Below are 23,506 nucleotides of genomic sequence, written 5' to 3'. Positions count from 1 at the left end.
GATCGGGTGCCGCGCCGGATGCTCGTGCCGCACACCGACAGGAGCACCGGAGCAGGAGGCCAGGGCAGGATGACGACGAGCGACGAAGCACCGGCTCGCGGGAAAGCCGAAGCAGCCGCGCCGGCGCGCCCGCGGCGCGCGGCAGGCGACAAGATGGGCCGCCAGGACTGGTCCTCGTGGCCGCACTACGACAAGGCGGCGTCCGGCTTCCGCGGCTACTGGTACCCGGTGACATGGTCGAGCCACATCACCGACGACCCGGAGCCGTTCACGATCTGCGGCGAGAAGATCACGCTGATCCGCGACAACGGCACGGCGTACGCGCTGCACAACCGCTGTCCGCACCGCGGCGTCCCGTTGTCCGAGGGCAACCAGCAGTTCCCCGGCACGGTCAGCTGCCCCTACCACGGCTGGACCTTCGACCTGCCCACCGGCAAGCTTTCCGCGGTCATCACGGACGGCCCCGGCTGCCGGCTCACCGGCAAGCTGGGGGTGCGTACGTACCAGGTCGAGGAGCGCCTCGGCATGGTCTGGGTGTACATCCCCGTCGCCGACGAGGAGCCGCACCCGATCGACGAGCAGCTGCCCGAGGAACTGGTCGACAACGCGTTCGTGATGGGCGGCCGGATCGAGCCGCGCGGCGGCAACTGGCGGTTCGCCTGCGAGAACGGGTTCGACGAAGGCCACGCCAAGTACCTGCACCGCACCGCCCTTTGGCGCCTCTTCAAGCCGATGCCGACGTGGAACATCACCCGGATCGTGCCCAAGGACCGGTGGATCTTCCGGGTGCAGGACGAGGTGCACTGGGAGGCGGACTTCCCGGGCGTGGGCCACTGGTCCAACAAGCGCTGGTGGAAGAAGCAGCCGCCGAAGGAGACCTTCAACATCGGCAACACCGGCGCCGCCGACGCGGTCGACCCGGTCATCGAGGCACAGGACTTCCCCGGTTTCGCGTCGCTGTCGATGCCGGGCGTGCTGCGGATCGCGTACCCGAAGTTCATCCACTACGAGTTCTACGTGCCGGTCGACGACGACAACCACCGCTATGTCGGCGTCATGGTCAACTTCACCCAGGGCTGGGAGACACTGCGCTTCTACGGCAAGTACCTGGGGGCGATCCGCTGGCTGTTCCACGGCCAGTTCTCCGGTCAGGACGCGTGGATGGTCGATGTGACCGACGCGCCGCCGGAGAAGCTCTACCGCCCCGATGTCTCGCTCACCGCCTGGCGCAATCTCAGCGAGGACGAGTACGGCAAGAAGCTGGCCGCCACCGGATCCCTCACTCGGCAGAAGGAGGCCTGACCATGGCCCGCACCCTGTTCAAGCTGCTGGTCGGGGCCGCCGTCGCCATGGCGCTCCCCCGTGTGAAGCGGCGCATCGCGCAGACCACCATGACCCAGGTCCACCGGGTGAACCAGTGAGCGCCCAAGAACTCGATGGCCTCGACGAGCGGCGCCGGGCCTGGACCGAGGAGGCGTGGGGGCATGTCACGGCCGAGCGGTTGCGCGAACTGATCGTGGGGCTCGTCGGCGTGGCGAGCCCGACGGGTGACGAGCGGCCGCTGGCCGAGCACATCGCCGCCTCGCTCGCCGGCGTCGGCCTGCGCGCCACCGCGCAGCCGATCGACGACCGCCAGGCCAACGCCTGGGCCCGCCTCGAAGGCGACGGCACCGGGCCCGACCTGATGCTCTACGCGCCCATCGACACCCTCACGGTGGGCGAGGAAAGCGAGGACGTGCCGTGGATCGGGCCTCAGCTGCGCGAGGACATGCAGCCGCGGGCGACCGTCTACGACGATCTGGTGACCGGCCTCGGCGCCTCCAACCCGAAAGGCCACGCGGCCTGCGTGATGATGGCGGCCGAGGCGATCGCGCTCGCCGGGATTCCGCTGACCGGGGATCTGGTGGCGGCGTTCGGCGCGGGCGGCATGCCCACGAACGCCCGGCCCGGCAGTGCACGCGCCAACACCGGTCAGGGCGTGGGCTGTTCGTTCCTCCTGGAGCAAGGCGTGTGGACCGACTACGCGGTCATCGCCAAGCCCGGCTGGACGGTGTCCTGGGACGAGGTCGGGCTCGCGTGGTTCGAGGTCACCGTGCACGGCACCCACACCTACGTGGGCTCGCGCCACCGGCTCCCGTACGACAACGCGATCGTCCGCGCCGGCGATGTCGTACGGCACCTGGAGGAGTGGTTCGTGGAGTACGCCGAGCGGCACACGGACGGGACGGTCGCCCCGCAGGGCATCGTGTCGTCGGTGCGGGGCGGCTGGCCGCGGATGGCCGCGGTCACCCCGGCCGCCTGTACCCTGCGGGTCGATCTGCGGATCTCCCCGGACACGACGCCGATGCAGGCCAAGCGCGAATTCGCCGCTGCTGTCGGGGAGTTGAAGCGCAAGCTGCCGGGTCTCGACGCCACGGTGGAGATGATTCTGGCGATTCCCGGCACCGCCACCAGCCGCGAGAGCTGGATCTACCGCAGTGCGGCGGGCGCCTGGGAGGCGTTCGAGGGCAGGCCGCACGAGCCGATCCGCGGCAACAGTGGCGCGACCGACGCGAACATCCTGCGCGGACGGGGTATCCCGACCGTGCGAGTCGGCATGCCGAAGGTGTCCGGCGAGCAGGCGCCGTTCGACATCGACTTCGCGCGCGGCATGAACACCGTGTCCGTACGGGAGATGGAGCGGCTCACCCGCCATCTGATCCGCACGGCCGTCGACACCGTGACCCGCTCCCGCGAGGAACTGGAGCCGGAGCTGGAAGGAGCGAGGGCGTGACCGAGATCGTGCTGGGCGTGGGAGCCTCCCACAGCACCCTGATGAACACCCACTGGGACCAGACGTTCCACAAGGACCGCGCCGAACGGTTCCGTGCCGCGCTCGGCGAGGCCCGCGAGGCGATCGCGAAGGCGCGCCCGGACACCGTCGTCCTCGTCGGCTCGAATCACTTCCGCGGGTTCTGGCTCGACCTCATCCCGGCGTTCACCCTCGGCGTCGGCGAGTGCGTGGCGAGCGGCGAGTCCGGCACCCCGAAGGGGCCGCAGGCCGTGGATGTGCCGCTGGCCCGGCATCTCGCCAACTCCCTTGTGGAGGGCGGGCGTTTCGATGTGGCGTTCTCGGCGAAGTTGCAGATCGACCACGGGCAGTCGCATGCGATCCAGTACCTCCTTGACGGCCTGGACGTGGAGATCGTGCCGCTGGTCGTGAACGTCTTCGCGCATCCGCTGCCGACGCTGGCGCGCTGCGAACAGCTGGGCCGCGCGATCCGTGAGGCGGTACTCGCCTTCCCTGGCGACCGCCGGGTCGCGGTGGTCGGCTCGGGCGGCCTCTCACATCGGCTGCCCTGGCCGGACTGGCGTGAACCACACGGCGAGGACGAGGAGTTCATGGTCGGCGCCTGGCTCAACGGCCGGGACAACTGGCAGGAGTACGACGCCCGCCGCCGCGAGATCATCCGTGCCGCCGAGGCCGCCCTCAACCCGGAGTTCGACGAGGAGGTCCTGGCGCTGATCGGGCGGGGCGAAGCCCACCGTCTGACCGCCTACAGCACCGAGGAGTTGGAGAAGGTGGCGGGCAACGGCGCGCAGGAGCTGCGCACTTGGCTGCTCATGGCGGCCGCGCTCGACCACACGCCCGGGCGGCGGCTCGCCTATGAGCCGATGCCGGAGTGGCTGACCGGGATGGGGGTCGCGGTCCTGGATCCAGGGGCGCCGGACCCCGGGCCGCGGCCATGAGTCTCCCGGCGGAGGTACATGCGGCTGCCGCGCGGGGCCTCGCCCCCGGTCCCAGGCCGGCCGGCCCCGACCTCGCTGCCGACACCGCCGCCGAGGCGATGAACTCCGTTCTGGGAAAGGTCCGTCCGATCCTGGAGGCGTTCACCGCGGACGACGGTGCACTGCCGCTGGCTGAACTGGTGCGCCGCTCGGGCGTGGCCAAGGCGACGGTGCACCGGCTGGCCCAGGAGCTGGTCGCCTGGGGTCTGTTGGAGCGGGAGGGCTGCGACTACCGTCTCGGGCTGCGCCTGTTCGAGTTGGGGCAGCGGGTGCACCGGCAGCGGATCCTGCGCGAGGCCGTGCAGCCGTACATGGAGGATCTGCTCCTGATCACCCGGGAGACCATCCACTTCGCGATCCACGACAGCCTGGACGTCGTGTACCTGGACAAGATCTTTCCGCATCGCGGGCTCAACGCGGAGTCGCGGGTGGCGGGCCGGCTCCCGCTGTACTGCACGGGGACGGGCAAGGCGATCCTGGCGCACTCGCCGCCGTCGCTCTTCGTCGATGTCGTACGCGCCGGACTCAAGCCGCTCACCCGGCACACGGTCGTCTCCCCCGGCCGGCTGCGCGCGCAGCTCGACCGGATCCGGGTGGAGGGAATCGCCCTGGAGACGGAGGAGATCCGGCTCGGCTACGCGAGTCTCGCGGTACCCGTCTTCGCCCAGCGCACCGGCAGCCTCGTCGGCGCGCTGTCCGTCACCGCGCCGACGTACCGGATGGACGCGGGAGGTCACGCGGCGGCACTGCGGACCGCTGCGCTGGGCATCGGGCGGTCGCTCACGTAGCCGGACAGCCGACGACGTCGTTGTCAGGGCCCGCCCACCGGCGGGCCCTTTCGCCGTGCTGGGCAAAGTGTCCTGCTCAGGCGTCCTGCTCAGCGGAACAACTCCGTAGGCCGGTCCCGGGCGGTGTTCCTACGCTCAGCGACCATGAGCCAACTCCCCGACGGAATCGTCGACTCCGACGTCCTGATCATCGGCGCCGGTCCGGCCGGCCTCTACGGCGCGTACTATGCGGGGTTCCGCGGCCTGAGCGTCACCGTCATGGACGTGCTGCCCCAACTCGGCGGTCAGATCAGCGCGATGTACCCGGAGAAGCCGATCTTCGACATCGCCGGGTTCCTGTCCGTGCGCGGCCGCGACCTGGTGGACGGCCTGGTCGCGCAGGCCGAGCCGTACGCGCCCCGCTATCTCCTCGGCCACCGAGCCGCCGAGTTGTCGTACGACCCCGAGGACGGCCGCCCCGTCGTGCGCAGTGACCAGGGGGCGGCGGTGCGGGCGGGGGCTGTCGTGATCACGGGCGGGGTGGGCACGTTCACCCCGCGGCCGCTGCCCGCCGGCGAGGAGTTCCTCGGGCGCGGCCTGGAGTACTTCGTGCCGGATCCGGCCGCGCACACGGGCAAGGACGTGGTGGTCGTCGGCGGCGGCGACAGCGCCTTCGACTGGGCCGCGACCCTGGCGCCGCTCGCCGGCTCCGTCACCCTGGTCCACCGTACGGCCCGCTTCCGGGCGCACGCGGCGAGCGTGGAGAAGGTCCGCTCGCTCGGCGTCGAGCTGATCACGGATTGCGAGGTGAGCGCCCTGCGCGGGTCGACTCGCCTGCAAGAGGCGGAAGTTCGTCACCGTACGACGAAGGAGACCCGGCTCGTCCCGGCCGACACGGTCGTCGCGGCGCTCGGCTTCCTCGCCGATCTCGGGCCACTGCAGCACTGGGGCCTGGATCTGGCGGCCCGGCGGATCACCGTCGACACGCGGATGGCGACGAACCTGCCCCGGGTGTTCGCCGCGGGCGACATCACGGACTACCCCGGCAAGGTCCGTCTCATCTCGGTCGGCTTCGGCGAGGCCGCCACCGCGGTCAACAACGCGGCCACCGTCATCGACCCGGAGGCCGCCCTGTTCCCCGGGCACTCCACCGAGAAGGAGCACTGAGAGTCATGGCGTACGTCATCGGCGCGTCCTGCGTCGACATCATGGACCGGTCCTGCATGGAGGAGTGCCCGGTCGACTGCATCTACGAGGGCGAGCGCAAGCTCTACATCAACCCGGCGGAGTGCATCGACTGCGGGGCCTGCGAAGTGGCCTGCCCCGAGCAGGCGATCACCGTCGACCGCAAGGCCGACCCCGACTTCCGCGCCGACAACCGCCGCTTCTTCGACGAACCGCTGCCGGGCCGCGAGACACCGCTCGGCACCCCGGGCGGGGCCACGGGTCTGGGCCCGGTCGGCGTCGACACGGCGCTGGTGAGCGGGCGATGAGCGGCGCGGAGCAGCCGCCGCTGCGGGTCGGGATCCGTATCCCGCCGTGCGAGCGCGCCGACCGCATCGTCGAGACGGTACGGCGGGCCGAGGAGCTCGGGTTCAGTGACGCCTGGTTCCCGGACTCGCAGTTGCTGTGGCGGGATGTGTTCACCACGCTCACCGCCGCCGCCCTCGGCACCGAACGGATCGGCCTCGGCACGGCCGTGACGAACCTGGTGACCCGGCACCCGGCCGTCGTCGCCTCCGCCGCCCGGAGCGTGGCCGAGCTGGCGCCGGGGCGGTTCACGCTCGGGCTCGGCGTGGGCAACAGCTCGGTCGGCCCTGTCGGGCTGAAGCAGAGCACCAACTCCGCGATGCGTGCGGGGATCGCCCAGCTGCGGGCCCTGCTTGACGGAGCCGACTGGGACTTCGAGGGACCGGCCGGAACCGTACGGTCCCGGCTGCGCGACCCCCGGCCCGACGTGCCGCTGCACCTCGCCGCGAGCGGGCCGCGGAATCTGCGGCTCGCGGGTGAAGTCGCCGACGGAGTCGTCCTGTTGAGCGGTGTCTCGACGCGCACCCTGGCGGGCGCCACCGCTCGGGTCCGGGAGGGCGCGGAGGCCGCCGGACGGGACGCGGCCGCACTGCCGCTGACCGTCTCGGCGTACTGCGCGGTGACCGACGACATCGAGGCGGCGGCCCGCCGCCTCAAGCCCATCTGCGCCTCGATCGCGCACAACGGCGGAGCGCCTTTCCTCGCCCTCGCCGGCATCCACGTCGACGTACCGGACGTCCCCGACATCAACGCGGGCGTGTACCCGGATCTGGTGCACGCGGAGGACTGGGACGCCGCCGTGAAGATCACGTCTGAGTGGGTCGGTGACGAGGCGGCGCTGCGGTTCGCCGAGGAGTTCTGCCTCGTCGGCACCGCGGAGCAGATCGCGGGCAGGCTGCGGGCCCTGTGCGCCGACGGCGTCAGCGGGGTGTTCCTGCAGCACGTCGGCTCGTACGACCCACCGACCGAACTGATCGAAACCGTCGGCGCCTCGGTGCTGCCGGCCCTGTAACTCGTAACGCAACGAGAGCGAGCACCGGATGAGCGAGCGCCAAATGGCAAACACCCTGCGCAAGGGCTATGTACCCAGCCCCTTCGGCCAGTTGCACTATGTGGAGGTGGGCGAGGGTACGCCCGTGCTGCTGCTCCATCAGACGCCACGCTCGTGGACCGAGTACCTCGACGTGCTGCCCCTGGTCGGTGCCCGGCATCGGGCGATCGCGATGGACACACTCGGCTTCGGCGCCTCCGCCAAGCCCGAACTGCCGCATTCCATCGAGCGGTTCGCCGACGCGGCGGGCGCGCTGATCGACGAGCTGGGCCTGCAGCGGGTCCATCTCGTCGGGCACCACACCGGAGGTCTGATCGCCGTCGAGCTGGCGGCGCGGCTGCGGGACCGGGTGGCGAGCCTGCTGCTGTCCGCGACACCGTTCGTCGACGACGAGAAGCGGCGGACGGCGGCCGTGCGGCAGCGCATCGACCATGTCGACCCCGCGCCGGACGGCTCACACCTGCAAGGGCTGTGGGAGCGGCGGCGCGCCTTCTACCGCGCCGGCGAGGAGGCGCACCTGAACCGCTACGTGGCTGACGCCCTCGCCGTGCTCGACCGTGTCGAGGAGGGCCACGAGGCGGTACGCCGCTACGCGATGGAGGAGCGCCTCGCGCACATCACGGCCCGCACGCTGGCCGTCTGCGCGCCCGGTGACCACTACTCGCTGCCGTCGCTGGAGAAGTTCGCCGCTGCCCTCGGCTGCGCGACCCGGGTCCTGTCGGACGGGCATGTCGCGGCGCCGGAGCAGGTGCCGCACGAGTTCGCCGAGGTGGTCCTGGAGTGGGCGGGCCGGGACTGAGTTCCACCCTGCGACGGCGCCCCACCGGACTTCCGGTGGGGCGGCGTCGCCGCATCCTCAGCCCGCGCTGAGCCTGCCGATCACCGACCTGGCCGCGCGTACCGCAGTCACCGCGCCGGTGAGGGTGGAGTTGCAGACCAGGGCGGTCGGGACGACGCCGCAGCCGGCCAGGTACAGGTTGTCGAAGTCCCAGACGCGGGTCTGAGGGTCGCAGACGCTGGTCCCGTCGTCGGCGGGGCCCATGCGGACGGTGCCGGTCATGTGGAGCGAGGTGCCGGGCGGGAGGGTCTCGCTGTCGGTCGCGGGGTCGAATCGGCCGAGGCGGCGGCCCGCGCGGAGTTGGGCGGCGCGGGCCTCGTCAAGGAGGCGGCGGTCCTCGTCGGTGTAGTCGAAGACGACGTGCATCTTGGGCATGCCGAGGGCGTCGAGCTCGGTGTCGGAGAACTCGACCCGGTTCGTCTCCTGGATCTCGGTGGGGACGTAGAGCGCGATCCCCGCGGAGAACTCGGCGATCCGGCCGTCGCCGTCGACCCGCGCCGTACCGCTGAACTGGCCGTTGAACGGCTGGGCCTTGCCGCTGTGCGGGAGCCAGTACGAGGCGTGCCGCCACTCGCTCCCATCCCTGAGCGTCGCACCGGCGAGCTTCGCGCCGTCCAGGCCCACGGCGTCCGGGTCCACGTGAACGCGGCCGGTCTGGAAGATGTGCTCGTTGAGGTGGCGGCCGAGGGCCCGCGGGCGGATGCCAGAGGCGAAGAGCAACTGCGGGGTACGAAAGACATCGGCGCACACGACGGTCGCGGCAGCGGTGACGGTGTACTCGCGGCCGGTGGCGATCTCTCGGACGACGGCGCCCCCTACCGTGCCCCCCTTGTGCAGGAGGCGCATGACCTGGGCGCCGGTGCGCAGCTCGAAGTGCGGGTCGCCGCCGGCGATGGCCGGGAAGACCCGGTTGGGGCCGGTGCGCACCAGGGCGCCCTCGCCGTCCTCGTTGACAGCCATGGGCAGCGCCTGTACCTGGCGGCCGGGCTCCGCGTGCGGCCCGAACACCTCATTGAGGGCGCCCATCAGCGCGGTGCGCAGCGGGGACGGGCCTATGGGGTCGGTGTTGACGTGAAGGAAGCGGGACGCCTCGTTGATATCGCGCTGCCAGGCGTCCGGGTCGATGAAGTCCGGGATCTCGCTGCCCCAGGCGGCGGGGGTCGCGGCGGTCCAGTGGACGCTCATGCCGCCGGTGTTCCAGGCGAGGGCGGCGGCGGGCAGGGCATCGGCGTCCTCGCCGACGCCGGCGAGCCGGTACATGCCGGGCTCGCGGTCGGCCACGCCGACGCCCGCGTCGTCGGCGACGTTCTCGGCACCGACGTACATGCCCTGGACGCCGGAGGCGATCCGCTCCTGGTGGCGCAGACGCAGCTCACCGTCCGGCATGTCGTGCAGGTGCTGGCCGGGGACCGGGCCGAGTACCGGGCCCGAGTCAAGCATCAGGATGCGGGCGGTGGGCAGGGCGTCGCGGACGAGGCGGGCGACGCCCGCCCCCATGATCCCGCTGCCGACGATGAGCAGGTCGGGGCGGCTGTCGGCGGGCACGTGGGGCTCCTCTGGATGGGTGTGATGTCTCGCAGTGCGCAAAGCGGTGTCTCAGCCGTCCAGCGCGAAGGCGGACCGCATCCACCGCGCCGACGCGACCGCGCTCTCGTACGGGTCGGTGAGGGCGGGCCGGTCGACCTCGACCATGAGGCAGCCGGCGAAGTGGTCGGGCAGGGCGGCGACGATGCCGATGAGGTCGAGGTCGCCGCGGCCGGGTTCGGTCCACAGGCCGTCGACGACCGTCCGCTGATAGTCCTGCCCGGCGGCCCGCCCCTGCTCGGCGACTGCCATCCGTGCGTCCTTGACGTGCAGGAACGGGATGCGACTGCCGTAATCGGCGACGAGTCCCGTGACGTCCGCGCCCGCCCAGGACAGGTGCCCGGTGTCCGGGAGGAAGCCCAACTGCTCCGCGGGGATCGCGTCGAGGACGGCCCGGGTCTCGGCCTCCGTCTCGATCCAGGTGCCGACGTGCGGGTGCAGGGCCGGGCGAACGCCCTCGGCCCGCATCGCCTCGGCGAGCCTGCCGAGCAGGTCGGTGAGGGCGGCCACCCGGTCGGCGTCCGGCTCGGTGCCCTGAGCGGGCCGCAGGATGCGCGGGCCGCCTTTGATCATCGGCAGGCCGAGTCCGATGTCGGTGAGGCCGAGTTCGGCGTGGTCGCGGGCGGCAGCGGCGGCGGCCTCGATCACGGCCGGGGCGTCGGCGGGGTCGCCCTGCGAGCGGCAGACGAAGTAGCCGGGGGCGGGCCGCAGCCCGGCGTTGTCAAGGAGTGCCGCGTAGGCGGCGACGGTGTGCCCGGCCGGGACGGCGGCCATGACGGCGTCGAAGCCCGCCTTCTTCACCAGAGCGAGGAGTTCGGCCGGCTGCGGGGCGAGGCCGGGGTCGAGCCAGCCGTCGTCGGTGGCCCACCACTGGATGGGGTTGAGGGCCAGGGTCATACGGGACGTCACGTGTGTTACCTCGGAATCCTGGGAGGGGGCTATCGGCTTGTGGTTGCGGCGAGTTCGCCGGGGAAGTGGCAGGCCGCCCGCTGTCCGTCCCCGGCAGCGGTGAGCTGGGGGTCCTTCTCCTTGCACACCGTCCGCTCCCTGTTGACCAGCGGGCCGATGGGGCAGCGGGTGCGGAAGCGGCAGCCGGACGGTGGCGCGGCCGGGCTCGGCAGGTCACCGCCGAGCACGATCCGCTCCCGGCCGCTCTCGCCCTCCCTCTCCCCCGGCACGGGCGAGGGGGAGGCGGAAAGAAGCGCGGCCGTGTACGGATGCTGCGGGTTCGCGTACACGGCCTCGGCGGGCCCGTCTTCGACGATCCGGCCGAGGTACATCACGGCGACGGTGTCGCTGAGGTGGCGGACGACGGAGAGGTCGTGGGCGATGAAAAGGTAGCCGACGCCGAGTTCGTCCTGGATCTCCTCGAGCAGGTTGATGATCTGTGCCTGGACGGAGACGTCGAGCGCGGAGACGGGTTCGTCCAGGATCAGGACGTGCGGCTGCCGGGCGAGCGCCCGCGCGATACCGATGCGCTGCCGCTGGCCGCCGGAGAAGGCGTGCGGGTAGCGGTCCAAGTGGTCGTCGCGCAAGCCGACTTGACGCATCAGCTCGCGGGCTCGCGTCTCCTGTTCCGCCCCCCGCACGCCGCTGAGCGCGAGCGCCTCGGCGAGCGACTGGCGGATGGTGCGGCGCGGGTTGAGGGAGGCGTAGGGGTCCTGGAAGAGGTACTGCACATGCGAGCGGACCCGTTCGCGCTCCGGCTCCTCCATGGCGGTCACGTCCTGGCCCTCGACCTCGACCGTCCCGCCCGCGATCTTGTTGATCCCGACGAGCGCGCGCGACAGCGTCGACTTGCCACAGCCGCTCTCCCCCACCAGACCGAGCGTCCGCCCGGACTCGACGGTGAGGCTGACGGAGTCGACCGCGTACACGGCCGGTTCCCGCCCGAAAAGCCCGCGCCGCCGCGACCCGACGTCAACCCGAAGGTCCCGGACCTCCAACAGGGCTTTGGTGGCGGTCTGTTCGGCCTTGCGTACATGCCCCGTGCCTTCCTCGGGTGCCGTGATCTCACCTCCGCGCTCGGCGACGAAGCAGGCCGCCAGGTGCCGCGGCCCGCCGCCGGGAGACGTCAGCAGCACTGGCTGTTCGCTGTGGCAGCGCGACTCCGCGACCGCGCACCGCTCCGCGAAGGCGCAGCCGGCCGGCAGCCCGGCCGGGTCCGGTGGGGCGCCGGGGATGGCGGCGAGCGGGCGTCCGCTGCGGACGTCGTCGATCCGCGGCATCGCGCGCAGCAGGGCGGCCGTGTAGGGGTGGCGCGGCCGGGCGAAGACCTCCGCCACGCTGCCCTTCTCGACCGTGCGGCCCGCGTACATGACCACCACGTCCGTGCAGAGTTCGGCGACGACACCCATGTCGTGGGTGATGATCGCGACGGCGATGCCGAGTTCGCGGCGGAGCCGGTCGAGAAGACCGAGGATCTGCGCCTGGATCGTGACATCGAGGGCGGTGGTGGGTTCGTCGGCGATGAGGAGGGCGGGGTCGTTGGCGAGCGCGATGGCGATGACGACGCGCTGTCGCATCCCGCCGGAGAACTGGTGCGGATAGTGGTCGATCTTGGTGTCGACGTCCGGGATGCCGACGGCCTCGAGGAGTTCGCGCGCCCGCTGCCGGGCCTGCGTACGCCCGCGCCCGTGCGCGGTCATCGCCTCGACGATCTGCTCGCCCACCCGCATCGTCGGGTTGAGGGCGGCCTGCGGGTCCTGGAAGACCATGGCGGCCTTGCTGCCGCGCCACGTGCGCATCTCACGCTCGGGAAGGGCGAGCAGGTCGGTGCCGCCGTAGGTGACGCTGCCCGCGGTGACTTCACCGGGCGCGCGCAGCATCCGCATCACCGAACGGGCGGTGACGGACTTGCCGGAGCCGGACTCGCCGACGATGCCGAGCACCTGCCCGGGCCGGACCTCGAAGCTGACGTCGTTGACGGCGGTGACCTGGCCGCCGGGCACCCGGAACTCGGTACGCAGCCCGTCGACTCGGAGCAGCGGCTCCGCCTCAGGCGCCGGGATCTCCGTCCCGGAGGTTTCCTTGGTCAGACTCACTTCCGATTCACCGCCTCGTTGAACGCGTCGGACAGGAGGCTAAAGGCGACTGCCAGCAGGAGCAGCAGCAGTGCCGGGCCGACGACGTAGGTCGGGGACTGCGTCACGAACCGCAGGCCGTTGTTGAGGAGCACGCCGAGCGAGGGGGTCGGCGGCTGGATGCCGAGGCCGACGATGGACAGGCCGGCCTCGATGTAGACGCCGACGACCATCCACACGGCGGTGTTGACGACGCAGGCATCGAGCGCGTTGGGCAGCACATGTCGGGTGAGCAACTGCCGCCGTTTTACTCCCAACACCCGTGCGGCCAGGACGTATTCACGGTCCTGCTGGCTGAGCCAGGCGCTGCGGGCGTAGCGCCCCGCCGAGGGCAGACCGCTGATGAAGATGGTGAGGAAGAGGGCGAACCATCCCGCGCCGAGGATGGCGACCAGGCATACGCCGAGGATGAGTCCGGGGAAGCCGATGATGACGTCGAGAACGCGCTGGGTCGCCGCTCCGAGCCGTTCGGAGAGGGCGCCGGTCAGTCCGAGGAGGGTACCGAGGGCCGCGGCGGCGGGGACGGCAGTGAGGATCAGGCTGAGGTCGATGCGCAGGCCGTAGACGGAGCGGACGAAGATGTCCCGGCCGAATTCGTCGAGGCCGAAGGGGTGGGCGACGGAGGGTCCGATGAGGGCAGTGGCGCCCTGCTGGTCGTAGCCGCCGGGGAAGATGACAGGCGCGAGGAGTGCGGCAAGGGCGAGGACGGCGAGGACCACCCCGCCCGTGAGGCCCTTGGGCGTGCGCAGGGCGGAGAGATAGCGGGCGAGGGTGGGGTCGATGCGGCGGGCCGGGCGGCTGTGGCCCTTTCCGTCTGCGGCGATGGACGTCATGCGGATTCTCCCAGTCGGACCCGCGGGTCTATGGCCGCGAGGATGATCTCGGTGAGGATCTGGCAGAGCGCGGCGGTCAGGACGACGCCGAGGATGAGCACCTGGAGGACGCTGAAGTCGCGGGTCTCCACGCTGGACACGGCGAGCTGTCCGATGCCGTTGCGGCTGAACACCGCCTCGATGATCACCGCTCCCGCGATCAAGTTGCCGGCCTGCAGGCCGATCCCGACGACCGCGCTGCCGACGCTGTTGCGCAGCACATGGCGGCGGGTGATGCGGTGCGGGGCGACGCCCTTCGACTTCGCCAGGTCGACGAAGTCCTCGCCGCGTACCTTCGCCATCTCGGTCTGCAGCATCCGTCCGACGACGGCGCCGGGCGCGAGGGCCAGGACGAGGGCGGGCATGAGCAGGTACTGGAGGCCGATCCAGGGGTCTTCGAGGAGGCTGACCTCACCGCTGGCGGGGAGCCAGCGGTTGTAGACGCCGAACAGCAGGATCAGGCCGAGGGCGAAGAGGAACGAGGGGACGGCGATCAGCAGGCTGCTGATCGTGTCGAGGACGCCGCGCACCCAGCGGCGGCGCGGTCCGCCGCCGATGATGCCGAGGGTGAGTCCGATCAGGATCACCAGCAGGAGGGACAGCAGGGCGAGTTCGAGCGTGCTGGCGAGCCGGTCACCGATGAGGCTGGCGACGCTGCGCTGCAGCGCCTGTGACGTGCCGAGGTCACCGTGGAAGAGTCCGGACATCCAGTCCCAGTACTGCAGGACGAGTGGCCGGTCCAAGCCGAGCTGTTGGCGGATGGCGTCGATCTGCGCCTGGGTGGCGTCGGTGCCCGCGATGGAGACGGCGACGTCGCCGGGGGCCATCCGGGGCAGCGCGAAGGCGACGGCCGAGCCGGATATCAGGACCAGCAGGAGGGAGGGCAGTCTGCCCGCGAGATAGCGCAACATGGGGAATCGGTTCCGTCCTTCGCCTACCGGGCCCGCGCGAGCCAGACGTGGTTGAGGTCCATGAATCCCATCTGGGTGTAGGTGATGCCCTGCACCGCCCGGGAGGCGACCGTCATCGACGGCCGGGTAATCAGCGGAACGGCGAACGCCTGGTCAAGGAAATGGTCGTTCCAGGCATGCAGGGCCGCGGTCTGGTCGTGCTCGCCGGTGGCGACGGTGAGGTGTCGGGAGAGTTCTGTGTAGCGGTCGTCGCCGTAGTGGCTTGGGTTTCCGTCCGCGAGGAGTTCGGCGCGGCCGACGACGGCGCCGGCGGGCGAGAGCCCGTTGCTGGCCTGCTGGAGGAAGACCGGTGCGCCCATCTCGCCCGACGCGAGCCGCCCGTCGAACTCGGCGGCGGCGAGCGGCACGGCCTTGACGTCGACGCCCACCGCTTCGAGGTTGTTGCGGACGATCTGGAAGATGCCGGTGGCTTCGGGGGTGTTGAGGGTGACCATCTCGAGCGAGAGGTGCTTCACCCCTGCCCGCGCCAGCAGTGTGCGGGCCTTGTCGGGGTCGTAGCGGTAGCGCCCGGCCTGCTGGTCGTCGTAGCCGATGGTGTTGGTGCGCCAGGGCAGCGAGGCGGCCGTCGCCTGTCCGCCTTCCACCTGGCGGTCGACCCGTTCGCGGTCGATCGCGTACTGGAAAGCCTGCCGGACCCGTTTGTCGTCGAAGGGCTTGTCCCTGACGTCGAAGGTGAGCGGGATCGCCGAGCCGCCGGCTGTGATCAGCTGGAAGCCGGGCTGGCGGCTGAGGGCATAGGCGTCCAGGGCGCCCATTCCTACGCCGTACTGGATGCGGCCGCTGCGGATGGCGGAGACCATCGCCGTGGGGTCGGTGATCACATTGATCTGGATCTTGTCCAGGTGGATGTCGTCGGCGTCCCTGTACTTCGGGTACTTGGTCAGGACGACCTTCGCGCCCGGAGTCCAGGACGTCCACTCGAACGGGCCGGTGCCATCTACGACTTCACCGGCCGCGTACTTGTCGTACGTGTCCGGGTTGAGGACCGGCATGGTCTCGAAGAGGTCGTAGATGTTCGGCAGCGGCCTGGAGAAGGTCAGCTTCAGCTCGTCGTCGCCGACGGCCTTCATGCCCGAGATCGCGGCGGCGACGGGCTGGTTGGCGGCTCCGGTGGCCGGGTCACGCACCTTCTTCAGCGTGAAGAGGACATCGTCGGCGGTGAGTTCCGCCCCACTGTGGAAGGTCACGTCGTCGCGGAGCACCACGTCCATGCTCTTGCCGTCCGCCGCCACCTTCCACGACTTGGCCAGCACGCCCTCCGGCTTGCCGGTCTTCTGGTCGATGCGGGTCAGCGTCTCCAGGACCGAGTACTCGGCGAGGATGTTGCCGATCGACGTCTTCAGGAACGAGCCCGGGGCGGGGTCCTGCCCCTGTGCGGCCACCAGCGTCCCGCCGTCCTGCGGGGTGTCCGGGACAACGACGTCCTGTGCCCCCTGTTGCTGCACCGCCGACCTGCATCCGGAAAGCACCAGGGCGAGGGCGCACACCGCCGCCGCGGCACCGCCCCACCTCTTTCGCGACCGCACCATGGAGCACCCTCGCTTCTCTCTGATCTGGGATGACGTGACGTGATCTGAACCGGTCCGACGCGAACGGGCGGACCGGCCCGCAACATGGCTCGTGTCTCAGCCGATGAGGAGCGGGCGCAGGCTGCGGTGGGCGATCTCCAGCCCCTGGCGGACGCGGTCCGGGGTGCCGCCCCAGACCGGGTCCTCGTGCTCGACGGACAGGGTGCCGGTGAAGCCGTGCTCGTAGAGGGCGTCGACGACCGCATTCCAGTCGACCTGGCCGCGGCCCGGTACGCGGTACCGCCACCAGCCGGTGTCCCAGGGGTCCTTGCGGCCGGTCGCCTTCCCGAAGAAGCCGTAGCGGTCGATGCGGCCGGCCTGGATCTCGATGTCCTTGGCCTGGGCGTGCACGATGCGGTCGGCGTAGGGGGCGATGGTGGTGACCGGGTCGATGCCGATCCAGGTAAGGTGCGAGGGGTCCCAGTTGAGGTAGAGACCGAGGTCGAACATCCACTCCCACAGCTCGGGCGAGTAGGCCAGGTTGCCGGGGTAGCCGTCCGGGTGCCAGCCCTCCATCACACAGTTCTCGATGACGATGCGGACATCGCGTTCGCCCGCGTACTCGACGAGTTCGGGCAGGATCCGCTCGGCCTCGGCCAGGTTCTCGGCGACGGGACGGGTCCAGTCCCGGCCGACGAACGTGCCGACGTACGGGACACCGAGGGCCGCGGCGGCGTCAATCGCCCGCTTGAGGTGGGTGCGGATCGCGGCGCGGCGCTCGGGGTCCGGGTGGAGGTTGTTCTCGTAGTAGGCGAGGGCGGATATCGACAGTCCGTGGCGGTCGAGGAGAGCGAGGGTGTCGTCCCGTTCCCGTGTGCCGAAGTCGGCGGCGGGCAGGTGGGCCGCCTCGAAGTCGCGGCCGCCGGTGCGCGGCCAGACAGCTACTTCGAGGGCCTCGTAACCGGTCTTCGCCGCCCAGGCGGCGATGTCGTCGAGGGAGGCGTCTGGCAGGCAGGCGGTGAGCATGCCGAGTTTCATGACGAGGGCTCCTTGCGGTGGTGCATGAGGAAGGGGAGGTTTCAGGCAACGGCGAGGGCCCCACGGCCGACGTTCGTCCAGGTGTCTGTACCGGCCGAGTTCAGGACCGCCTCGACGAGCCTGGCCGAGCGCAGTCCGTCGGCGGCGGTGGGCAGCCCAGCCGGCAGGCCCTCGCCCGCGACAACCTGGTGGACGTCCCGGGTGAAGGCGGTGAAGCAGTCGGCGTAGCCCTGGGCGTGGCCGGCCGGGAGGTGCGCGAGCCGGCGCTGTGCGGCGCTGCCTTGCCCGGGGTCGCGGACCAGGATGCGGGCGCCGTCCAGGCCGCCCAGCCAGACGCGCTCCGGCTCCTCCTGGTCGAAGACGGCGCTGGCCCGGCCACCGTCGAGTTCGAACCAGAGGCGGTTCTTGCGCCCTGCGGACACCTGGGAGACGGTCAGGTTCGCCAGGACGCCGTCGCCGGTGCGCAGCAACAGCACGGCTGCGTCCTCGGTGCTGACGGCGGCGCGCTCGAGCGGTCCGGCCCCCTGCCGTTCCGGTCCGCCGAAGCTGGCCGAACTGCCCATCGGGCGCTGCGCGACGGTGGTCGCGAGGCGGGCGATGACCTCAGTGAACTCGACGCCCGCCGTCCACTCGACCAGGTCGCACCAGTGCGAGCCGATGTCGGCGAAGGCACGGGAGGGTCCGCTCGCGGCCGGGTCGGCGCGCCAGGTGGCAGTGTCGGGCGGGAGCATCCAGTCCTGCAGATAACTACCGTGCAGCAGCTGCCAGTTGCCGAACTCGCCGACCTGTCGACGGGCCCGGATCTCACGCACCATCGGGTGGTAGCGGTAGACGAAGGGAACGGCCACAAGGCGGGCCGCCGCCCGGGCCGCCGCGACGACGCGTTCGGCGTCGGCCACCGAGGTCGCCAGGGGCTTCTCACAGATCAGGTGTTTCCCGGCGGCGAGCACGCTCAGGGCCTGCCGGGCGTGGAGCGTGTTCGGGGTGCACAGGTGCACGATGTCGACCGCGTCGTCGGCGAGCAGGGCGTCCAGGTCCGGGTAGGCGTGGGGCGCGTCCAGGTCGGCGGCGGCCTGGGTGCTGCGGGCCGCGGAGGAACCGAGGACGCCGTGCAGCACGCCGCCGGCCGCGCGGACGGCCCGAGCATGAACGGCGCCGATCATCCCTGTGCCGACGATGGCTGATCGAGGATGCGGTGTCGTCATGCTGAGCCTCCGTGGTGCATCAATTGCGTGGGGTGTTACGTCGCCTCTCGGCGTTTACATGGCTGATCCGTTGTGTAGAGAGCTTTGTTCAGGCTCTGGACGGCCACAAGATGCCTTCTTTAATTTGTTGTCATGCATAAAGAACGCGAGCGTCGTCCGGCTGTCCCGTCCGCTCGCCCCGCTCCGCCGGGCACGCCGGCCCAGCCGGTTCCGGTGGCGCTGCACACCGTTCTGACGCTGGTCGCGCGGAGCGAGGCGGCGAGCCGGGCCGAAATCGCCCGGCGGTCGGGGCTCGCCCGTTCCACGGTCGGCCACCAGATCGACGAGCTGCTGCGGCGCGGCCTCATCACCGAGACCGTCGTGGGCCAGTCGGTGCGGGGACGGCCGCCGCGCACGCTCACCATCAGCCCGGAGGCCGGGACACTCGCTGTGGTGTTCGTCTCCCCCGAGGCGACCGGCGTCGCGGTCACCGACCTCAACGGCGACCTGATCGCCCAGGACACCCTCGACCTGCGGGTGGAGACGGGACCGGACACGCTCCTCCCGGCCGTCGCCGAACGCGTCCGCACGCTGCTGACCGAGCACGGGCGCACCGGCAGTCCGGTGCGCCAAGTGGTGGTCGGCTTGCCCGCCCCGGTGGACTTCGTCCGGGGCTGCCCGGTCCGCCCTCCGATCATGCCGGGCTGGGACGGCTTTCCGGTCGCCGCCCGTATGACGGAACTCCTCGGCGCGCCCACCCTCGTCGACAACGACGTCAACCTGATGGCCCTTGGAGAGGCCGAGCGGGGCACCGGCGGCGATGTCCCGCTGCTCTGCCTGAGCGTCGGCACCGGCATCGGCGCGGGCCTGGTCACCGCGGAAGGTACCGTGCACCGGGGTGCGGACGGCGCGGCGGGCGACGTCGGGCACACCCGCGTGCCGGGTCATGACGAGGTGCTGTGCGCCTGCGGCAAGACGGGCTGTCTCGAGGCCGTCGCCTCCTGCCGGGCAATCCTCGCCGCACTGGACATGCCGGAACACACTCCGGACGATCCCGCCCACGGCCTGCGGCTGCTCTGCGAACGTCTGGCCAACGGCGACGCCCAAGCCCTGCACGAGGTGGGCCGGGCGGGCGTGGAGATCGGCGAGGTGGTGGCCATACTGGTCCTCGCCTTCAACCCGCGCACCCTCATTCTCAGCGGCCCAGTCGCGGATGCCTGCGACGAACTTCTGGCGTCGATCCGCGCGGTGGTCTACCGGCGTGCCCTGTCCCTGGCTACCCGCAAACTCGTCATCACCACCAGCCAGTTGGGAGCCCGGGCCGGTCTGATCGGCGCGGTCGTCCTCGCGGTCCAGCAGACCTTCAGCCGGGATGGAGTGGGGCGGCTGCTCGGCTCGGCGCGCTGACGCGTCGGCCGGCACCCGTGCGGCCACGCCGTCTGCGGTCGCTTCAGCCCCACGCCAGTGCCGCGGTCCGCGCAACCCCATACCCGCCACCAGGCACACCCCGTCCGTTCAGATTCCACCCGGTCCAGCCACGCGACCACCAACGCGGCGAAGAGCGCGGGCTGTTCGATCTGCAGGTTGTGGCCGGCCAGGTCGAGGACGGCGAGCTCGCCCGTGGGTCGGCGGGGAGCAGGGCGAACTGCCCCGGCCAGCACGTCCACCGGCGATCCCGGCAGCGCCTGCACCAGGCAGGGGGGCAGGATCGACAGCAGCCAGAGCCCCACCAGGCCGCGGGCCCAGACGCCCCAGCACGAAGGTCAGGGTGGGTGGAACGGTGACGGTGCCCGGTAGCCGGTCGCGCAGGACGGGGCTGTGGTCGATCGGCGCGGGCTCTGTGCTCACCATGGCTACCTTCCGGCTTCCAGCGGGGATGCGGGAAGAGTGGTGTCCGCCATGACAGTTCACCAGGGGCGCGGTCCGTTGAGCGGACCGTGGGACCAGCCGTCCCGCTCAGCGCATCGCACACCTGGTGGCGGAACACGAGCGGAGACAACACGATCCCTTGTCGTCGGCAGTCCGGCCGAGGAAGGCGGCGGCAAGGTCCCCCTCATCGACGACGGAATCCTCGACGGCGTCGACGCGGCCGTCATGCTGCACCCCTCCGGGGAGAACCTGGCGGCGATTCGCACCCTGAGCCGCGCGAGCAGCATGAACGTCATCTTCACCGCACGCGCCGCACCCGCACTTGGTCGGACACCACACGGGTGGCCGCACCGGAGCAGGTGCCGGCGGAGTTGGCCCGGACGGTCCTTGAGTGGGTGGACCGGGGCTGAACGCAACGACGGTGCCCCACTGGAGAGCTCGAGTTCCGGTGGGGCACCGTCGTTGCGCCGGCCCTTCTGCGTTACGGCCCTGCGGTCACTTGAGGCCGATGCCCGCCCCGGGTCCCAGCGGCAGGTCGAAGCCGTAGAACACAGCGAGGATGGCGAGCCACACCCCCAGGAACGGCACGACGAAAATCGCGAGGCGCGAGATGAGCGTGCCCAGGCGTGCCTCCGGTTCGTAACGCTGCAAGAGCGCCAGGAGCAGGAACACGTACGGGTTCATCGGTGTGATGACCGCGGTCGCCGAGTCCCCGATGCGGAACGCCGCCTGGCTGAGTGCGGGGTTCATGCCGAGGAGCATGAACGCCGGGACGAAGACCGGTCCGATCAGTGACCACAGCGCGGAGCCGGAGAGCACGACCAGGTTGAGGCACGAGACCAGGAGCACGAAGGCGACCAGGGCGCCGAAGCCGGTCAGTCCGATGGACTGCAGGAACGCCGCGGCCTTCACGGCGAGCAGCACACCCAGGTTCGACCAGTTGAACACGGCGATCACCTGCGCGGCGACGAACATCATGACGACGTAACCCGCCATGTTCTTCACCGAGTCGGTCATCGCGGTGACGACGCCGTCGGAGCCGCTGAGCGTCTTCACCGTGAATCCGTAGACGAGCCCGGCGAGCAGGAACGCACCGAACAGGACCGGGACGATGCCGGTGAGCAGCGGCGACGGCACCAGGGCCCCGCCGTCACCGCGCAGCGGCGCGCCGTCGGGCAGCCACAGGGACAGCACCACGGCCGTGTACGCGACGACGGCCAGGGCGCTGAGCAGCAGACCGCGGCGCTGGGCCGGGGTCAGATGGACGTCCTCGTCCGCCGGCCCATCGTCGCCGGACTCGTAGGCGGGCAGGCGTGGTTCGAGCACCCGGCTGATCAGGAACCCGCCGAGCAGGCCGAGAACCAGGCTGCTGGTGGCGGTGAAGAAGTAGTTCGCGAGGATGTTGACGTCGACGTGGTGCGAGGCGGGCAGAACCTCGACGGCCTGCTGGGTGATGCCCGTGTAGAGGGCGTCGAGAGAACCGATCGTGAACCCGGCCGCGTAGCCCGCGGTGACGCAGGCGAAGCCGCCGATCAGGCCCGCCGCCGGATGCCGGCCCGCGCTCTTGAACACGACGGCGGCCAGCGGCGGCAGCACGATGGCCGCTACATCGCTCATCATGTGCGCCTGACAGGCGACCAGCGCCACCAGGTACGGCAGGAAGGCGCGCGGCGCGCGGGCCAGGGTCGCCCGCATCGCGGTCTCAAGGAGGCCGGCCTTCTCCGCCACGCCCACCGCCATGATCATGAGCAGGACGGCGGCGATCGGCGGGAACGCGGCGAAGTTCGTGACCAGGTTCTCCACCAGCCAGCGCACTCCCTCGCCGGTGAGCAGGCCGGTGATCTGCTGCGTGTCGTCCGTGCCCGGCACGGTGACGGACACATCGGCGAGGGCCAGGGCGGTGGAGACCACGGCGACCACCGCGAACAGTGCCGTGAACAGGACGACCGGGTTGGGCAGGGCGTTGCCGGCCCGCTCGATCCAGGAAAGGACCCGGTCGACACCGCGCGGCTTCTCCTCCCCGCCCGTGCTCTGTCCGGAGGCGGAAAGTTCCTTCGCGGACGACCTCATGGCCGCCCCCCGTCCGCGCGCGCCGCGCCGTCGACGAGTCCCAGGAGGTCCTTGCGGACGATGCCGTCCTGGACGACACAGACGATGTTGCCGGGGTCGCCGAGGACGCCGATGTCGGCGAGCGGGTCGCCGTCGCTCAGGACGAGGTCGGCGACGCGCCCCGCCGTCACGCTGCCCAACCGGTCGTCGACACCGAGCAGTTCGGCCGACGTGCGGGTGCCCGCGACGATCGCGGCCATCGGATCCATGCCCAGGTCGACCAGGTACGACAGCTCCATCAGGTTCACGCCGTGCGGGCCGACGGCGGCGTCCGTGCCGAGGGCGATCCGCGAGCCGCGCTCGATGGCGTGGGCGATGTTCTCCTTGGTCAGGCCGGACCAGCGGGTCTTCTTCTGGTAGTGGTAGTCCGGCATCGTGTCCTTGTTGATGCCCGCGTACACGGTGGACAGCGTCGGCACGACGAAGACGCCGCGCTCGCCCGCAAGGTCGATGGCCTTGTCGTCGATCCCATAGCCGTGCTCGATGCTGGTGACGCCGCCGCGGATCGCGTTGAGGATGCCTGCGTTGCCCTGCGCGTGCGCGGCGACCGGCCGGCCGCCGTGCCGCCGGGCCTCGTCGACGACCGCGCGGATCTCCTCCTCGTAGAGGCCCTCGTCGTCCGGGTCGTCGTACGGGCTGCCCATGCCTCCGGTCGCACACACCTTCACCAGGTCGGCGCCCTCGCGGATCACGCGGCGCACGGCGAGCCGTGCCTCGTCGGTGGTGTCGGCGAGTTCGGACATGCCGTCGCTCAGGTCGGTGCCGTCGGGCAGGCGTACGTCGCCGTGGCCGCCGGTGTGGCTGATGACGCGGACGGCGGTCTGCAGCCGCGGGCCGACGATCCGTCCGGTCTCGACGGCCGTACGGTATCCGGCCGACAGGCCCGCCAGATCACGGGCAGTGGTGATGCCCGCGTCGAGGGTCTGCCGCAGTCGGGTGGCGGTGTCCAGGGTGACCAGGACCGGGTCGAGCTCGGCGCGGCGTCCGGGGTGGGCGCCATGGGCGTACGACATGTGGACATGGCAGTCGAAGAAGCCGGGCAGCAGGGTGCGGCCACCGGCGTCGACGGTGCGGACCCGGTCGCCCGCGGCAGGCCCGTCGCTCGGGGGCGCTTCCGCCGCGGGGCCGGCATAGGTGATGATCCCTGTGGCGTCGACAATGACGACGGCGTCATCCACCGGACGCGTACCGGTGCCGTCGATGAGCCGGGCATTGTGGATCCGCAGGGGGGTCCGGGGGGCCTGCGGTGTGGTGGCGAGCGTCATGGCGTGCAGTCACTCCTGTGCGGTACGGAAGGCCTTGGAAGTCGGTAGTGGGTGGGCCGGTTGGAGGGG

At 71.1% G+C, this 23,506-nt stretch carries 19 protein-coding genes; 9 read left to right on the top strand and 10 right to left on the bottom strand.

Annotated features, from left to right (window positions below; all coding sequences use genetic code 11):
- Window positions 1-69: 69 nt before the first annotated feature.
- The 8 genes from CG723_RS33850 (at window position 70) to CG723_RS33815 (ending at window position 7,915) form a co-directional block, all read left to right on the top strand.
- Window positions 70-1,302: an aromatic ring-hydroxylating oxygenase subunit alpha gene (locus CG723_RS33850; RefSeq protein ID WP_100597325.1), complete on the top strand. Its 1,233-nt coding sequence runs from the start codon at window positions 70-72 to the stop codon at window positions 1,300-1,302.
- Window positions 1,303-1,417: 115 nt separating this feature from the next.
- Window positions 1,418-2,773, top strand: coding sequence for a M20 family metallopeptidase (locus tag CG723_RS33845; RefSeq protein ID WP_100597324.1), 1,356 nt, complete (start codon window positions 1,418-1,420; stop codon window positions 2,771-2,773).
- Window positions 2,770-3,729, top strand: a complete 960-nt coding sequence (locus CG723_RS33840) for a catechol 1,2-dioxygenase (protein ID WP_100597323.1) — start codon at window positions 2,770-2,772, stop codon at window positions 3,727-3,729. Before CG723_RS33845 ends, CG723_RS33840 begins: the two co-directional genes overlap by 4 nt.
- Complete coding sequence (locus tag CG723_RS33835) at window positions 3,726-4,556, top strand: IclR family transcriptional regulator (RefSeq protein ID WP_234374662.1); 831 nt, start codon at window positions 3,726-3,728, stop codon at window positions 4,554-4,556. The genes CG723_RS33840 and CG723_RS33835 overlap by 4 nt, the downstream gene beginning before the upstream one ends.
- A gap of 144 nt (window positions 4,557-4,700) precedes the next feature.
- Entirely contained in the window at window positions 4,701-5,702 is a 1,002-nt protein-coding gene (locus CG723_RS33830; protein WP_100597322.1) for an NAD(P)/FAD-dependent oxidoreductase, read from the top strand.
- A gap of 5 nt (window positions 5,703-5,707) precedes the next feature.
- Window positions 5,708-6,028, top strand: coding sequence for an indolepyruvate ferredoxin oxidoreductase subunit alpha (locus tag CG723_RS33825; RefSeq protein ID WP_100597321.1), 321 nt, complete (start codon window positions 5,708-5,710; stop codon window positions 6,026-6,028).
- The gene (locus CG723_RS33820) at window positions 6,025-7,077 is read left to right on the top strand and encodes an LLM class flavin-dependent oxidoreductase (RefSeq protein ID WP_100597320.1); all 1,053 of its coding nucleotides are present in this window, start codon (window positions 6,025-6,027) and stop codon (window positions 7,075-7,077) included. Before CG723_RS33825 ends, CG723_RS33820 begins: the two co-directional genes overlap by 4 nt.
- A gap of 43 nt (window positions 7,078-7,120) precedes the next feature.
- Complete coding sequence (locus CG723_RS33815; protein ID WP_100597319.1) at window positions 7,121-7,915, top strand: alpha/beta fold hydrolase; 795 nt, start codon at window positions 7,121-7,123, stop codon at window positions 7,913-7,915.
- Window positions 7,916-7,972: 57 nt separating this feature from the next.
- On the opposite strand, the gene CG723_RS33810 is transcribed toward CG723_RS33815, so the two are convergent.
- The 8 genes from CG723_RS33810 to CG723_RS33775 form a co-directional block, all read right to left on the bottom strand.
- Window positions 7,973-9,499: a GMC oxidoreductase gene (locus CG723_RS33810; protein WP_234374661.1), complete on the bottom strand. Its 1,527-nt coding sequence runs from the start codon at window positions 9,497-9,499 to the stop codon at window positions 7,973-7,975.
- Window positions 9,500-9,550: 51 nt separating this feature from the next.
- Complete coding sequence (locus CG723_RS33805; RefSeq protein ID WP_159032611.1) at window positions 9,551-10,447, bottom strand: sugar phosphate isomerase/epimerase family protein; 897 nt, start codon at window positions 10,445-10,447, stop codon at window positions 9,551-9,553.
- A gap of 29 nt (window positions 10,448-10,476) precedes the next feature.
- Window positions 10,477-12,582, bottom strand: coding sequence for a dipeptide ABC transporter ATP-binding protein (locus CG723_RS33800; RefSeq protein WP_199842001.1), 2,106 nt, complete (start codon window positions 12,580-12,582; stop codon window positions 10,477-10,479).
- Window positions 12,579-13,454 carry an ABC transporter permease gene (locus CG723_RS33795; protein ID WP_100597317.1) on the bottom strand — a complete coding sequence of 292 codons (876 nt, stop codon included), beginning with the start codon at window positions 13,452-13,454 and terminating at the stop codon, window positions 12,579-12,581. Before CG723_RS33795 ends, CG723_RS33800 begins: the two co-directional genes overlap by 4 nt.
- Complete coding sequence (locus tag CG723_RS33790; RefSeq protein WP_100597316.1) at window positions 13,451-14,404, bottom strand: ABC transporter permease; 954 nt, start codon at window positions 14,402-14,404, stop codon at window positions 13,451-13,453. The genes CG723_RS33795 and CG723_RS33790 overlap by 4 nt, the downstream gene beginning before the upstream one ends.
- A 23-nt stretch (window positions 14,405-14,427) precedes the next feature.
- Entirely contained in the window at window positions 14,428-15,993 is a 1,566-nt protein-coding gene (locus tag CG723_RS33785) for an ABC transporter substrate-binding protein (RefSeq protein WP_100597315.1), read from the bottom strand.
- A 96-nt stretch (window positions 15,994-16,089) separates the two neighbouring features.
- Window positions 16,090-17,010 (bottom strand): sugar phosphate isomerase/epimerase family protein, encoded by a 921-nt coding sequence (locus CG723_RS33780; protein WP_100597314.1) that lies wholly within the window; start codon window positions 17,008-17,010, stop codon window positions 16,090-16,092.
- Between the two features lie 41 nt (window positions 17,011-17,051).
- Window positions 17,052-18,215 carry a Gfo/Idh/MocA family protein gene (locus CG723_RS33775; RefSeq protein ID WP_100597313.1) on the bottom strand — a complete coding sequence of 388 codons (1,164 nt, stop codon included), beginning with the start codon at window positions 18,213-18,215 and terminating at the stop codon, window positions 17,052-17,054.
- 132 nt (window positions 18,216-18,347) lie between these two features.
- Between CG723_RS33775 and CG723_RS33770 the strand changes: the two genes are divergently transcribed.
- Entirely contained in the window at window positions 18,348-19,601 is a 1,254-nt protein-coding gene (locus CG723_RS33770; RefSeq protein WP_100597312.1) for an ROK family transcriptional regulator, read from the top strand.
- 957 nt (window positions 19,602-20,558) lie between these two features.
- On the opposite strand, the gene CG723_RS33765 is transcribed toward CG723_RS33770, so the two are convergent.
- Both CG723_RS33765 and CG723_RS33760 read right to left on the bottom strand, forming a co-directional pair.
- Window positions 20,559-22,133 carry an AbgT family transporter gene (locus CG723_RS33765; RefSeq protein WP_100597311.1) on the bottom strand — a complete coding sequence of 525 codons (1,575 nt, stop codon included), beginning with the start codon at window positions 22,131-22,133 and terminating at the stop codon, window positions 20,559-20,561.
- The gene (locus CG723_RS33760) at window positions 22,130-23,437 is read right to left on the bottom strand and encodes a metal-dependent hydrolase family protein (protein WP_100597310.1); all 1,308 of its coding nucleotides are present in this window, start codon (window positions 23,435-23,437) and stop codon (window positions 22,130-22,132) included. The genes CG723_RS33765 and CG723_RS33760 overlap by 4 nt, the downstream gene beginning before the upstream one ends.
- Window positions 23,438-23,506: the final 69 nt, after the last annotated feature.

It is taken from the genome of Streptomyces sp. CB01635, from assembly GCF_002803065.1.
Classification (GTDB): Bacteria; Actinomycetota; Actinomycetes; order Streptomycetales; family Streptomycetaceae; genus Streptomyces.
The sequence above is the reverse complement of the archived record's forward strand: the minus strand, read 5'-3'. Positions and strand labels throughout refer to the sequence as shown.

Bases quoted from the DNA above. Each gene is read 5' to 3' on its own strand.
- CG723_RS33850 (WP_100597325.1), top strand. From the start codon at position 70: ATGACGACGAGCGACGAAGCACCGGCTCGCGGGAAAGCCGAAGCAGCC.
- CG723_RS33835 (WP_234374662.1), top strand. From the start codon at position 3,726: ATGAGTCTCCCGGCGGAGGTACATGCGGCTGCCGCGCGGGGCCTCGCC.
- CG723_RS33830 (WP_100597322.1), top strand. From the start codon at position 4,701: ATGAGCCAACTCCCCGACGGAATCGTCGACTCCGACGTCCTGATCATC.
- CG723_RS33825 (WP_100597321.1), top strand. From the start codon at position 5,708: ATGGCGTACGTCATCGGCGCGTCCTGCGTCGACATCATGGACCGGTCC.
- CG723_RS33820 (WP_100597320.1), top strand. From the start codon at position 6,025: ATGAGCGGCGCGGAGCAGCCGCCGCTGCGGGTCGGGATCCGTATCCCG.
- CG723_RS33815 (WP_100597319.1), top strand. From the start codon at position 7,121: ATGGCAAACACCCTGCGCAAGGGCTATGTACCCAGCCCCTTCGGCCAG.
- CG723_RS33795 (WP_100597317.1), bottom strand. From the start codon at position 13,454: ATGACGTCCATCGCCGCAGACGGAAAGGGCCACAGCCGCCCGGCCCGC.
- CG723_RS33790 (WP_100597316.1), bottom strand. From the start codon at position 14,404: ATGTTGCGCTATCTCGCGGGCAGACTGCCCTCCCTCCTGCTGGTCCTG.
- CG723_RS33785 (WP_100597315.1), bottom strand. From the start codon at position 15,993: ATGGTGCGGTCGCGAAAGAGGTGGGGCGGTGCCGCGGCGGCGGTGTGC.
- CG723_RS33780 (WP_100597314.1), bottom strand. From the start codon at position 17,010: ATGAAACTCGGCATGCTCACCGCCTGCCTGCCAGACGCCTCCCTCGAC.
- CG723_RS33775 (WP_100597313.1), bottom strand. From the start codon at position 18,215: ATGACGACACCGCATCCTCGATCAGCCATCGTCGGCACAGGGATGATC.
- CG723_RS33770 (WP_100597312.1), top strand. From the start codon at position 18,348: ATGCATAAAGAACGCGAGCGTCGTCCGGCTGTCCCGTCCGCTCGCCCC.
- CG723_RS33765 (WP_100597311.1), bottom strand. From the start codon at position 22,133: ATGAGGTCGTCCGCGAAGGAACTTTCCGCCTCCGGACAGAGCACGGGC.
- CG723_RS33760 (WP_100597310.1), bottom strand. From the start codon at position 23,437: ATGACGCTCGCCACCACACCGCAGGCCCCCCGGACCCCCCTGCGGATC.